This window comes from Martelella sp. HB161492 (assembly GCF_013184775.1).
Taxonomy (GTDB): Bacteria; Pseudomonadota; Alphaproteobacteria; order Rhizobiales; family Rhizobiaceae; genus Martelella.
The window spans coordinates 147,210-160,295 of record NZ_JAATVV010000013.1; the positions used below are offsets into that span (position 1 = coordinate 147,210).

Annotated in this window: 12 protein-coding genes; 7 read left to right on the top strand and 5 right to left on the bottom strand. The window is 60.5% G+C overall.

Annotated features, from left to right (window positions below; genetic code table 11):
- Positions 1–142 precede the first annotated feature (142 nt).
- Positions 143–2,317 (bottom strand): TonB-dependent siderophore receptor, encoded by a 2,175-nt coding sequence (locus tag HCK86_RS19995; RefSeq protein ID WP_176086241.1) that lies wholly within the window; start codon positions 2,315–2,317, stop codon positions 143–145.
- Between the two features lie 182 nt (positions 2,318–2,499).
- On the opposite strand from HCK86_RS19995, the gene HCK86_RS20000 reads away from it, so the two are divergent.
- Entirely contained in the window at positions 2,500–3,489 is a 990-nt protein-coding gene (locus tag HCK86_RS20000) for an AraC family transcriptional regulator (protein WP_176086242.1), read from the top strand.
- A 205-nt stretch (positions 3,490–3,694) separates the two neighbouring features.
- Here the strand turns inward: HCK86_RS20000 and HCK86_RS20005 are convergent, their stop codons facing one another.
- The 4 genes from HCK86_RS20005 to HCK86_RS20020 are packed head-to-tail and all read right to left on the bottom strand — an operon-like array spanning position 3,695 to position 7,172.
- Entirely contained in the window at positions 3,695–4,747 is a 1,053-nt protein-coding gene (locus HCK86_RS20005; RefSeq protein WP_176086243.1) for a 4-oxalomesaconate tautomerase, read from the bottom strand.
- The gene (locus HCK86_RS20010) at positions 4,740–5,411 is read right to left on the bottom strand and encodes a 4-carboxy-4-hydroxy-2-oxoadipate aldolase/oxaloacetate decarboxylase (protein ID WP_176086244.1); all 672 of its coding nucleotides are present in this window, start codon (positions 5,409–5,411) and stop codon (positions 4,740–4,742) included. Before HCK86_RS20010 ends, HCK86_RS20005 begins: the two co-directional genes overlap by 8 nt.
- A gap of 2 nt (positions 5,412–5,413) precedes the next feature.
- Complete coding sequence (locus HCK86_RS20015) at positions 5,414–6,388, bottom strand: VOC family protein (RefSeq protein WP_348641108.1); 975 nt, start codon at positions 6,386–6,388, stop codon at positions 5,414–5,416.
- Between the two features lie 46 nt (positions 6,389–6,434).
- Positions 6,435–7,172, bottom strand: coding sequence for a PIG-L deacetylase family protein (locus tag HCK86_RS20020; protein ID WP_210259977.1), 738 nt, complete (start codon positions 7,170–7,172; stop codon positions 6,435–6,437).
- A gap of 461 nt (positions 7,173–7,633) precedes the next feature.
- Between HCK86_RS20020 and HCK86_RS20025 the strand changes: the two genes are divergently transcribed.
- The 6 genes from HCK86_RS20025 to HCK86_RS24250 form a co-directional block, all read left to right on the top strand.
- Entirely contained in the window at positions 7,634–8,626 is a 993-nt protein-coding gene (locus HCK86_RS20025) for a TRAP transporter substrate-binding protein (protein WP_176086245.1), read from the top strand.
- Between the two features lie 15 nt (positions 8,627–8,641).
- Entirely contained in the window at positions 8,642–9,139 is a 498-nt protein-coding gene (locus HCK86_RS20030) for a TRAP transporter small permease (protein ID WP_210259978.1), read from the top strand.
- Positions 9,136–10,440 (top strand): TRAP transporter large permease, encoded by a 1,305-nt coding sequence (locus tag HCK86_RS20035; RefSeq protein ID WP_176086247.1) that lies wholly within the window; start codon positions 9,136–9,138, stop codon positions 10,438–10,440. Before HCK86_RS20030 ends, HCK86_RS20035 begins: the two co-directional genes overlap by 4 nt.
- Before the next feature lie 22 nt (positions 10,441–10,462).
- The gene (locus HCK86_RS20040; protein WP_176086248.1) at positions 10,463–11,356 is read left to right on the top strand and encodes an NAD(P)-dependent oxidoreductase; all 894 of its coding nucleotides are present in this window, start codon (positions 10,463–10,465) and stop codon (positions 11,354–11,356) included.
- 55 nt (positions 11,357–11,411) lie between these two features.
- Positions 11,412–12,593, top strand: a complete 1,182-nt coding sequence (locus HCK86_RS20045; protein ID WP_176086249.1) for a LysR family transcriptional regulator — start codon at positions 11,412–11,414, stop codon at positions 12,591–12,593.
- Between the two features lie 319 nt (positions 12,594–12,912).
- On the top strand, positions 12,913–13,086 hold a 174-nt coding region (locus HCK86_RS24250), incomplete at its 3' end, for a helix-turn-helix domain-containing protein (protein ID WP_176086250.1).

The following is a 13,086-nucleotide window of genomic DNA, read 5'->3' on the forward strand; positions in this document are numbered from 1 at the left end:
GGGCCTGAGCGGCGGCGAAAAGGACAAGACAGAACAGAACGAGCTTGCGCAGCATGAGAACCATGTTTCCTGCAGAACCGTGAAAACCACGTCAGAAGACGGCGTGAGATGGCGGCGCCGGAGGCAGGCGCCGCCATCTCTTTTACCACTGGTATTTCAGTGTCGCATAGACCGAACGGGTGGTGCCGTAGAAGCAGCGGGTCGTGTAGGTGCACGAGGCCACATATTCGGTATTGCCGATGTTGGTTGCGGTGACGTTGAGTTTCAGTCCTTCATAAGTCGGCCATTTAACGCCGAAATCATAGTCGAAGCCGGCGTCGAACAGCGTATAGGCGGGCACCTTGAAGCTGTTTTCCTGGTCGCCCCAGGTTTCGCCATTGTAGCGGACACCGGCACCGATGCCGAAACCTTCGAGTGGCCCGCTGAGGAAGCTGTAATGCAACCATGCGGACGCGGCATTCTGCGGCACGGCGGCCGGCGCATTGCCGACGAGGGCGGCGGTGGCACTCTTGGTGATTTCCGGATCGGCATAGGTGTAGGCGAGTGTGATATCCCAGCCGTTGGCGAGCGCCAGCTTGCTCTCCAGTTCGATGCCTTTCAGCTGGATCTCGTCGGTCTGGACGTAATAGCCGCTATAGGTCGGGTCAGAGCTGAGCGCGTTCTTCTCGGTCAGCTGGTAGGCCGAGGCCATGATGTAGCTGTCGCTGTCGAGGAAGGGCTGATACTTGACGCCTGCCTCATATTGTTCGCCTTCCACCGGGTCAAGCGTGGTCCCGCCGGTGGCGCTATAGCCGAAGCCCGAGGGCGGTTCGAAGGAGGTCGAGTAGCTGGCATAGGGCGCGATGCCGCTATCAAACAGATAGGTGGCGCCGATCCGCCCGGTGAAGGCGTGGTTCTGATTGTCTGTCGAAGAGGTGACACCGGTCGACAGAACCGTGCTGTCATTGGTGATATCATAATAATCGTAGCGGCCGCCAAGCGCCACGGTCAGCCCGCCATAGGAAATCTCGTCCTGAAGATAGACACCGGTCTGATTGGTGATCTGGTTGGTGTCCGTCGAATAGGCCGGGTCGGTGATCGCCTGGCTGTAATCCGGGTTCAGATAGTCGATCGACGGCGCCTTGCCTTTGCCGAACAGGCGGTTGGCATTGATATAGCTGTAGTCGACCCCAAACAGACCGACATGATCGAGCGGCCCGGTCGAAAAATCCGCTTCGAGCTGGGTATCGACAGCCAGGGTATCGGCATGTTCCTTCAGATGCGACACGCCGCGGCTGAGTGTCGTGCCGCTGATCCCGGAAAAATAGAGCGAGCGATGCTCGGTATCGATGTGGGTATAGCGCAGGTTCTGGCGGAAGGTGAACACGTCGTCAAAGGCGTGTTCGAACTCGTAGCCGGCGGTGGTCGTCTGCCGGGTGAATTTGTCGAAACTGGAATCACCGATGTTGAAGTCATAGGGAATGTCAGGGTAATCGCCATTCGGCAGAACGGTTCCCACCGCCGGCAGGTAGCCCGGATAATTGCTCGACGGATCGTCGGTATAGCTGAACTGCATCACCAGGCTGGTGGCGTCGTCCGGGGAGATTTCAAGCGAGGGGAGAACCGAGATGCGTGAGGAGTCGACGCCGTCAATATTGGTCTCGTTGTAGCGCCCGGACGCGACGAAACGGTAACGGTAGATGCCATCTTCGTCGATCGGACCGCTGAGATCGACACCTGACTTGATGTAGTTGTCCGTACCGATCGTGGTGAAAACCTCTCCGCGTGCCGTTTCGGTTGGCTTTTTGGAAACGAGATTGACCATGCCGCCGGGTGTCATCTGGCCATAGAGGACCGAGGCCGGCCCCCTGACCACCTCGACACGATCGATGTTGTAGAGGTCGATGGTCGGCTCGGCATAGGAGATGCCTTTGAGGATGCGCAGACCGTCAAGATATTGCACAAAATTCTGATAGCCGCCAAAACCGCGTACGGGAACGATGTCGTAACGATCATTGGGCCTTATTTCGGCCTGGACGCCAGCGCTGTAGAGCAGCGCCTGCTGCACCGAGGTTGCGTTATGTTCCTCGAATTCCTTGCGGGTTACCACGGATACGGATTGCGGTGTCTCGATCAGCGCCCGGTTGGTCTTCATTGCCGCGCCGGACGTGGTGGCGACGAAATTGGTGTCTTCCGTCGCCGATCCGTCCGTGGTGACGTTGACCGGCTGCAGGATGACCGGATCGTCATCCTGCGCCACGGCCGGACCTGTGGCTTGCAGTGTCAGCAGGCTTGCGGTGGCAGCCAGTAAGGCGCTTTTCGTCGCCGAGATTCTCATCAAAGACCCCCAGAAAGGACGCCAGTCCCGTTATCGTGATCAAAGGCGGGACGGCGCATAAACTTGATAATAATATTCATGTTTTATATAGAGGACGGGGAAACCGCAAATCTACAGATTGTGTGTTTGCGAAAGCGCCAATTTGTTTTGCAAAACGACCAGACCGGCTGTTGGGAATTGTCATGCAGGATCGCGCCGTTCCGTTTGAAACAGAGAATTTTCTCGCGCATATGCGCCGCGCCAATGGCTCCTTCAGGCTCTTGAACCGGGCCTCGACGGGCGACAGGGCATTTGACGGCCATTATGGCCACGAAAAGCTTCGCGACGGTCTGAGCGTCCTGCATTCCGACACGGTCAGTCTGTGCGAAATGGAAACCGAATCCGAGCTTCCGCCGCATCTGAGTATCAAGCTGTTCTTTGCCGGCAGCGTTGAAGCGAGATTGGCCGATCGCGCACTGCCCATGCCCACGCGTCATTCCGGCCGCCAGACATGGGAGCCGGTGGGGGTCGTCTGTGCGCAAAGCGAGCCGGTCAGATTCTGGCGCAGGGTGAAGAAGGGCGACCGGATCCGCAAGTTCAACATATCGATCCTGCCGGAATGGCTGGCCTCGGGCGATGTCTTCGGCGGTCACGCCGCAGCCGCGATTGAGAATTTCTGCCAGACACCGCTTTCGCTCCACCGCTGGACCCCCAGCCCTTCAGCCATCGCCTTTGCCGAGCAGGCGATGCGCGCGCCCTTCGATGAACCACATCTTCATCGGCTTCAGGTGGAAGGCTGCGTGCTGATGATCATCGCCGAGGCGTTCCGCGTCATTGGCGGAGACAATGGAGCGTCGTTTGCAAGGACCTGCCTCAATCCGGCCGAAAGCGCCAAACTGGCTCGCGCGGAAGAGATGATCGCCGCCGCACACGGGCAGCTGCCGAGCGTCGAGGCGCTGGCCTCGCATGCCGGAGTGAGCGCCAACACGCTGCAAAGGCTGTTTCATGCGGCCCATGGCATGACGGCGTTTCATTATATGCGCAAGACCAAGCTGGATCATGCGCGCACGATGCTCAACCGCGGCGAGGTCTCGATTGCGCAGGCAGCATTTGCCGCCGGATACAGCTCGACGGCCAACTTCTCGACCGCCTTTCGCCGACAGTTCGGAATGCCGCCGGGCAAAATCGGCTAGAGCGCCATGCGTCCTTTTGGACGCATCGGGACGCTCCATCTTGTTGAATCGACGCATCGGCTCGAAAGCGCCGAAGAGAGATTACGAGGCGTTGCTCCGGGCGGGCGGATCGCCATGCCGGTCATGCATGAGGGGCGCATCCCGACTGCCAGCACGACCCGGACATTCACGACGTGGCTGTTGTGGCTTTTGCTGCGCTTTTTTCCTACGGGAAAACCCTGCCGTCAAAGAGCTTGCGCGCGGTGCGGCGGTTCCCGGCGCCACGCATGGTGCCATCGGGGCCGATATCGAGGAAGACATCGAGAAGCCCCGTCGGGTGTTCGATCCGATAGTCGCCGCCTTGCGGCAGACTGGCGAGTTCTGCAGCAACACTGCCTTCAAGCCGCGCCGCCGTTGCGACCGACACGGCTGCAAAAACGCCGATGGCAGCATGCACCCGGTGGGGAATGAAGGACCGGGTCGCAATCACGCCGCCGTTCCTTGCTGCAGAAACGAGCGTCATCTTAGGCACGGAAGCCGCCGAGACGTCGCCCAGCCGCATCATTGGCCCCGCTTTCAGCCGGATCGCTTCCAGCCGCTGCTTCAGCTCGCCATTCGCCGCAAGCATTTCCGGGCTTTCCTGCCCGGTGAGGCCGAAATCTTCGGCCCGCAGGATGACGCAGGGCATGCCGTTGTCGATCAGCGTCACCGCCGTGCCGTCGATCGTATCAGTGACGTTACCGGTCGGCAGAAGCGCACCGCACATCGACCCGGCGATGTTGTGGAACAGCAGCGGCACGGCGGCGTGGTGGCCGGGAACGCCGGCGATTTCGGCATTGCCCGCGTAGTTGACGCGGCCGTTTGGAGTTTCGATCCGGGCCACGGCAATCTCTGCGCTGTTGACCATGTGGATCCTGACTTCGGTCACCGCGCCGGAGATCTTGACCAGGCCGCGTTCGATGGCGGCAGGTCCGACACCGGCGAGAATATTGCCGCAGCCCTGGGCGTCCGAGACCAGCGCCTGATCGACAAAGACCTGCAGGAACAGATAATCGACATCGGCGTCCTCCCGCGATGGCGGTGACAGGATTGCCACTTTCGAGGTCAGCGGATCGCCTCCGCCGATCCCGTCAATCTGGCGCGGATCGGGTGATCCCATGATCCGAAGCAGAAGATCATCGCGTCGGGCCACATCTTCAGGCAGGTCCCTTTTCAGAAAATAGGCGCCCTTGGAGGTGCCGCCGCGCATCCACAGGCAGGCAATGCCGTCCTCAGACATATTTGAGCCCCTTCTCGGCAAGGCGCGGACGCATATTGTAGATATCAAGTCCGAGCTCGCCAGCTGCCAGGCGCTTGCGCTTCATTTCCTCCAGTTCGGTCCGCTTCTCCGCCGCCGCCAGCGTCGCCTCTGCCTCCTGTCGTGGCACGACGCAGACACCGTCATCATCGGCGACGATGATATCGCCGGCATTGACCAGAGCACCGGCACAGACAACCGGAATGTTGACCGAGCCGAGCGTCTCCTTGACGGTACCCTGCGCCGAGATTGCCCGCGACCATACGGGGAAGTCCATCTCGGTCAGATCGCGGATATCGCGGACCCCGCCATCGGAAATCAGCCCGCGGCAGCCGCGCGCCTTGGCCGAGGTGGCGAGAAGATCGCCGAAATAACCGGCATCACAGGGACTGGTCGGTGCCAGTACAAGAATGTCCCCCGCGCGGATCTGCTCGATTGCCACATGGATCATCCAGTTGTCGCCGGGCGGCGCCGAGATGGTGATTGCCGAGCCTGCGATGCGGGCACCGGGGAAGATCGGACGGATATGAGCCTGCATCAGCCCCTTGCGCCCAAGCGCCTCATGGACGGTTGCCGCACCGGCGATGGCGAGGCCGTTGATGATCGCCTGATCAGCGCGGAGGATATTCTGAACGACAACAGCCATGATCATGTGTCCTTGGTTCTGATGGGCGGTGTGCCATGGGTGTGGAAGGTCGAAATGGTTTTGAGCCCCCAGGCCTGACCCTTTTTGCGGTCTGCCTCGCTCCAGCAGACGGGTTGCCAGTCGGGGGCGAGGATCAGCCTGGCACCGGCATTGGCAAGCTCGACGCGATTGCCGGCGGGCTCCCAGACATAGAGGAAAAAGGTACCCTGAATCGCGTGCTTGTGCGGCCCGGTTTCAATATGCACGCCGTTCTGCAGAAAGATGTCGGCGGCGCGCAGGATGTCCTCACGCTGATCTGTGGCATAGGTCACATGATGCAGCCGGGCATGGCCGCCGCCATGTTCCTCGGTGCAGGCAAGATCATAGGTCTTGTTGTTGATGGTGAACCAGCAGCCGCCGATCCGGCCGTTATCGAGCCGGATATATTCGGTGACCCGGGCGCCAAGGCAGGTTTCCATGAAGCGCCGGAATTCGCTGACATCTTCCGCCAGAAGGTTGAGATGGTCGATCCGCCGGGGGGCGGCGCCTGTAAAGGCGGACGCGGTATTCTTGAGCGCTGCCTGTTCTGCTTCCGTGCGCGGGGCATGCCAGTTGGTCTCGTAATAGATCTCGAAGACATGGCCGGAAGGATCTTCGAAGCGGAAGGCCCGGCCATGGCTGAGATCGCCGTCGACCCAGCCGATGACCTTGAAATCTGAGGATTTTATGGCGGCAACGCGGCGCATCAGCGCTTCCGGCGAGGCGGCGCGATAGCCGATATGGGCTACACCGGTCGTGTCTGAACGAGTCAGTTTCAGCGTCGCAAATTCATAATCGTCCCAGGCTCTGAGATAGGCCGAATTCTCATCCTGTCCGGAAAGCTTGAGCCCGTAGATACGGGTAAAGAAATCGAGGCTTTCCGCGAACCTGTCGGTCAGCATTTCGACATGGCCGAGATGGGCGATGTCGAAACTCGGGTTGGTTGGTTCGTTGGTCACCAAAGCTCCTCCACTTTACTGTGATCCTGCAACGGGGAGCTCTCTTTCAGAGTTCGTCAACCGTGCGTGGAAAGATTGACTGGAACCCTTCCGCATATTTGCAATCGCGCCCGCCCGACTGACCGCCGGAATTGCGCTTGAAATGATTGGCACGGTTGAGCGCCACCCGGGTGTAATATTCCCAGAGATGCTCCTGTCCCTGCATGCATTCGATGGCGGCGCGCTTCTTCTCCCAGACCGGCGTGATGTCGAGGAAGGTGTCGGGTTTCCAGCCCATCTGCTCGGTCTGATGCGGCTCGAACAGATAAAGCTGCGGCGCACCGAGCACCTTTTCGCCGGGATTATGGCCCCAGGCCTGGGCAATCATCCGGCATTCAAGCGCAACCTGCGTGGCATAGCTGTGATCGGTATTGTAGGGGTCATATTGCGAATGCGACAGCATGAAAGCGGGCTGTACCCTGCGGATGACATCGACCACCCTGTTCTTGTCGTCGCGGGTAAGGTCGAGCGGATAATCACCGAGATCGAGGCAGACGAGATCGTGCACACCAAGAGCGGTCGCGGCCTTTTCGGCCTCCATGTGCCGCGCCGCCTTCACCCGATCCAGCGTCATGCCCTGCTGCTTCCACAGTTTCGCTGACTCGCCGCGCTCACCGAAGGAAAGGCAGAGTACTGTGACGTCATAACCTTGTGCCGCGTGCAGTGCGATGGCGCCGCCGCAGCGCCAGACGAAGTCGGCGGCATGGGCGCTGATGACGAGGGCGGTCTTTTTCTTGTCCGACATGGTGTCCTCCATATTCCTGTCGCCATTCATCTCGCGCGGACACCTCGCAAATGCCAATTCGGATTGACGCCACCTCCATAAGAAATTGCTATACGTATTAATCGAGAAGAACGATTTCATGTTTTATTACAGTGTTTTGATGGAAGATTTTCTCAAGACATCCAGCGATCGCGGCGAGGATTTCGTGTTGCTATAGCGATAACTTATGATCTGTCCGATCTTCTGAATGGCGTTTTGCCCATGGCATCGGCGAGATTGAGCCACGGAGCGATAACCGGTGCCCGGAGGTCTTGGGAACCTGCATTCGATCGATCCAGCCACGAAGGGTGGCCATGCCACCTCTGAACACGAATGCCAATGCTGACAGTGGAGACGGCGTTTGCATTCTTCTTGAGGAATTATCAGACGCAGGCCTTTGGAACCGCGCGTTCGGACCGGGATGCGTTCAGGGAGGAGACATCATGTTCAATGTAAAGAGCCTCGCCATCGGGGCGGCGATGCTGGCCGTCACGGCCATGGGCGCCAAAGCCGAGGAGATGAAGTTCGCCAATTTCATGGCGGCAACCCATCCCTATGTCGCCGGCGCCTTTGAACCCTTTGCCGAAATGGTCAAGGAAAACACCAATGGCGATGTCACCGTTCGGCTCTACAATGGTGGCGAACTCGGTCCGGGGCCGGTCGAGCAGTTCACCCGCGTCAGCGAAGGCGTTGCCGAATTCGCCATCAGCCTGCCGGGATATACCGCTTCGAATTTTCCACGCACTTTGCTTGCCGAATTGCCGGGCGTTCTTGATACAGCTACCGGCACGGCCGATCTCTGGCAGAATATCGGTCTGCTGCAACCTGAATATAAGCGCGTCAAGCTGATCGCCCTGTGGTCAAGCGCACCGAACCTTCTCTACATGCGCGACAAGGCGGTCCATTCGCCGGATGATCTGAAGGGGCTGAAGATCCGCGTACCGTCACGCAATACCGGCCTGATGGTTGAAGCCTGGGGAGCATCCCCCGTCTCGCTTCCGGTCTCCGACATCTACAACGCCATGCAGACGGGCGTGATCGATGGCGCCATGATTGACGGCACGGCAACCGGCGCCTTCAAGCTGGGCGAAGTGTCGAAATATCTGACGGTCGGCATGGACAGCACCAATTCACCGTTCTTCATCCTGATGAACCGCGATGCCTTTCAGGGCCTCTCGGCCGACGATCAGGCTGCGGTTGAAAAGGCTGGCAAGGATGCTTCGCTCCTCGCCCAGAATGTCCAGCTGACGGTCGCGGAGAAGGGGATCGCCGATTTCGCCGCCATGCCCGATCACGCGGTGATCACGCTGACGCCGGATGAGGCAGCCGCCTTCAATGCTCTATCCGCTCCGATCGTTGACACGGTGATTGCGGAAGAGACGGCTGACGGCATTGAAGCCCAGAAGATCGTCGATGCACTGAAGGCCGGCCAGTAAGGCCGGGTCATGTCGATGAAACAGCATTCCCTGATCGGAAAAGCGTTTCACAGTGCCGCGACCGTCCTTTCGGCGGTCGCAGGGCTCAGCCTCCTGGCCATGGTGGTGCTGATCGCCACCGGTGTGGTGGCGCGCTATTTCTTCAATGCACCGATCCTCGGCGTCAATGAGATCGTGCAGTTCCTCTCCGTTTTGACGGTGATGCTGGCTTTGCCGCTCTGCACGCTTGCCGATGGCCACGTCAATGTCGACATCTTCGACCGCCATCTGGGTGAGATTGGCCGCAGGCTTGCCGATCTTCTGGCGCGGCTGCTCTCCGGCGGCGTGCTCTATGTGCTGGCGCGCCGCGCCTTTCTCAAAGCGCTCGATGCCCATGAATTCGGCGATACGACCAATATGCTCGATCTGCCGCTCTGGCCCACCTATGCCCTGATTGCGCTCGGTGCTGCACTCTGCGTCGCGGTGCTGGCCTTTCAGTTTGTCATTCTTGCCACGGGAAGGCCCGTCGAATGAGTGTCCAGATTGTCGGATTGATTGCCATCGGCCTGTTATTCGTGCTGCTGGCGCTCAGAACGCCGGTTGCCTTTTCCATGCTGATCATCGGTTTTGGCGGCATGTGGTATCTGAACGGCATGCGCTCGGCCGGCGCGGTGCTGATTACCGAAAGCTATGGCTCGGTGACCAATTATTCGCTGATCGTCGTGCCGATGTTCGTGCTGCTCGGCAATGTCGCCTCAGCGGCGGGTTTCAGTCGCGGCCTTTATGACGCCGCCTATGCCTGGGTCGGCTGGCTGCGCGGCGGACTGGCTTCGGCCTCGGTCATCGGCTGTGCCGCCTTTTCCGCCGTCTCCGGGTCTTCCGTTGCAACGGCAGTGACAATCGGCAAGGTCGCGCTGCCGGAGATGAAACGTCTCGGCTATGGCGCGGGGCTTTCCACCGGCGCGATTGCGGCTGGCGGCACGCTTGGTTTCCTGATCCCGCCATCAACCGGCTTTGTCATCTATGCTATCCTGACGGAAGAAAGCATCGGGCGGCTGTTCATGGCCGGTATCCTGCCCGGTCTTTTGATGATGGCGCTGTTCATGGCAACGGTCGGCATCGTCACCTGGATCAACCCGGCCGCCGGGCCGCGGGGCGAACCGATGCGTCTTGTCAGGCGCCTTGCCATTCTGGCCCGGGCCCTGCCGATGATTGCCGTGATCATGCTGTCGATCGGCGGCATCTATCTCGGCATTTTCACCCCGGTGGAAGCCTCCGGCATCGGCGCGGCTCTGGTCGTCATCCTTGCCGTCGTCTCCCGTTCGCTCAGTCGCGGCCAGTTCTTCCATGCGGTGATGGAAACGGTCAGAACCTCGGCAATGCTTTACATGATCGTCATCGGCGCCAATGTGCTCAATCCGTTCCTGGCCGTGACCCATATTCCCGACATGCTGGGCTCCGCGCTCAGCGCCACCGGGCTCGGCCCCTATGGCACGCTTGCGATCATCATCTTCGCCTATATCGTGCTCGGCATGTTTCTGGATGGCCTGTCGATGCTGGTGGTGACAATCCCGATCGTCTACCCGGCCATTCTGGCGGCCGGTTTCGATCCGATCTGGTTCGGTGTCGTCGCCGTGATCGTCATCGAGATGGGGATGATCACGCCGCCGGTCGGGCTCAATGTCTTCGTCATCAAGGGGGTTGCGCGTGATGTGCCGCTCGTCACCATCTTCAAAGGCGTGGCGCCGTTCCTGCTGGCGATGATCATCTGTCTGCTGCTGATCATCATCTTCCCTGAGATCGCGCTGGTGATCCCCAACACGATGTTCGGCTGACACACTTTCAGGAGGCAAAACAATGCAGGAGATCGGTTTCATCGGCTTTGGTGAAGCGGCGCGGGCCATCGTCGACGGCTGGCAGGACGAGGGGAGACATGCCCGGATCTCGGCTTTTGATCTCAAGGTCGCCGATGCGGACAAGGCTGAGGCCATGCGGGCCGCCTGCGCTGAAAGGGGGGTGACCTGCGCTGCCACGGTCGCGGACATGCTTGACCGCCGTGATCTGATCTTCAGCCTCGTCACTGCCGACAACGCGCTTGAGGCGGCCAGGAGCGTTGCGACCGCAATCGGTCCCGGCGCATTCTATCTCGACGGCAATTCCTGTTCGCCGGATACCAAACGCAAGGCCGCTGCTGTGATTGTTGCGGCGGGCGGGCGCTATGCCGATGTCGCCATCATGAGTCCGATCCATCCCGGACGGCATCAAACGCCATGCCTCGTTTCCGGACCCGATGCGGCAGATGCAGCCGCGGCAATGACGGCCTGGGGCATGAAGCTGCGACCGGCAGGGGCGGCTATCGGGGATGCATCAGCGGTGAAAATGGTGCGTTCCGTCATGATCAAAGGCACGGAAGCGCTGATGGCGGAATGTTTTCTGACCGCCTTTCGGGCCGGTGTTCTCGATCAGGTTCTGGCCTCGCTCGGCGCGTCTGACCCTGGCATCGACTGGCCGCGAAAGGCGGCCTATTGCCTGGAACGGATGATGGTGCATGGAACGCGCCGGGCAGCCGAAATGGGCGAAGCGGTCGCGACGCTTCACGAATATGACGTTCCTGCCGGCATGAGTGCGGCCTGCGTTTTATGGCAGAAGCAGATTGGCGCACTGCATCTCGATCCGGGGGCAGATGATCTGGCGACGCGGCTCCAGGCGCTCTCAGGCGCGCTGAATGCCACGCCAGGTGATACGGTTTGATGGTTCCGAAACGGCGCGGCTTTGCGTAAGATCGGCAAAATGACCGGGAGGCCGAATGCCCTATAATCTGCGCCATCTGCGCGTCTTTCTGGCGGTTGCCGATACGCGGTCGGTGACGCGGGCGGCGGAAATGTGCTTCGTCTCGCAGCCTGCGGTTACGCAGGCGCTTGGCAAGATCGAGGCAATGACAGGGCTGTCGCTTTTTTCCCGCACGCCCCAGGGGCTTTATGCAACAGAGGCCGGTGATATTCTGGCCAGGCGGGTGCGGCGCGCGCTCGCGCTCCTCGATCCCGCACTTGAAGACGTGTCTCCCCGCCTCAAGGTCACTGCCACATCGGCGCAGCTGCTGGCGCTGATCGCAGTGCGTGAGACCGAGAATTTCACGCTTGCCGCCAGAAAGCTTTCGCTGGCCCAGCCGACGGTGCACCGGGCGGTCAGTCAGCTGGAGAGTGAGGCCGTGCGGCCCCTGTTCGAACGCACCTCCTTCGGCATCGTCGCCACGCGCGTCTGTGAAACGCTTGCCCGCGCCGCCCGCCTGGCCTTTGCCGAGCTGGAACAGGCAGGCATGGACCTTGCCGAGACCATGGCCCGGGAAACCGGACGGATCGTCGTCGGTGCCATGCCGTTGTCACGCGCCTGTATCCTGCCCGAGGCGATCACACGCTTTCGGGCGAGCGGCCGCTCGATCCCGATCGAGGTACAGGAAGGCCATTATGATGACCTTCTCGCGGCGCTTCGCCGGGGCGAGACCGACGTGCTGATCGGTGCACTGCGAGAGCCTGCGCCGATCGGCGATGTCGTGCAGGAAACACTGTTTCACGACAGCGTGGTGATTGTTGCGGGTCGAGATCATCCACTGGCCGCTGCTTCGGCGATCACGGCGGAGGCCATGGCGGCCTTTCCCTTCATCGTTGCTCCGCAAGGCACGCCGATCCGTATGCACTTCGACCGGATTTTCGAGCAGGCGGGATGTGCCGTGCCGACACGCCTGATCGAGACCCGCTCAGTGATCCTGATGCGTGAGCTTCTGGCGGAAAGCGATCATCTTGGCTGTGTATCGAAACGTCAGGCCGAGGCGGAAATCGCCCGCGGGCTGATGGTGGCGCTTCCCTTTGTCCTCAAGAATACTGAACGGCCGATCGGTCTGACGCTGCGCCGAAACTTCATGCCGTCAGCCGCGCAGGCGCTGTTTCTCGATCTCCTGCGCCAGGCTGCACGGGCTTCTGCGGCAGACTGACGAATGCATCCGGGACGCCACATGGCAGAAACGGTGATGCCGGGCGCCTTGATCTGCCGTGCAGCCGCTGGAGCGCCGTGTTCGTGATCTGGCATTTGCCCACGCCAACTGGGAGCGGCTGTCAGGGGACCGTGAGGACGCGGGGTAGGCGCGTTTCGGCAAGACGCCAAGTTTCAGGGCCGGAAACCCTTGTCGCGACAGGCGCGCGGGCAGCTTTCGGTTTCCTGCATATTGGCGGGCAGTCTTGTTGTGATGAAATCAGGTTGTCAGCGTCAAATACGAAACTAAAATGGTTCCGCAAAGTGGAGCCCTCCCGATCATGTCAGCAACACCGAAGCCGCAGGCCGTCCGTGGCCGACCGAAAACACTTGCGGATGATGACCGGCGGGCGCTGCTGCTCACCGCCGCCATGACTGTCTTCATCGAAAAGGGCTTCGCCCGGGCGACGACCACCGATATCGCCACGCGGGCGGGCATGTCGAAGCGCGATCTC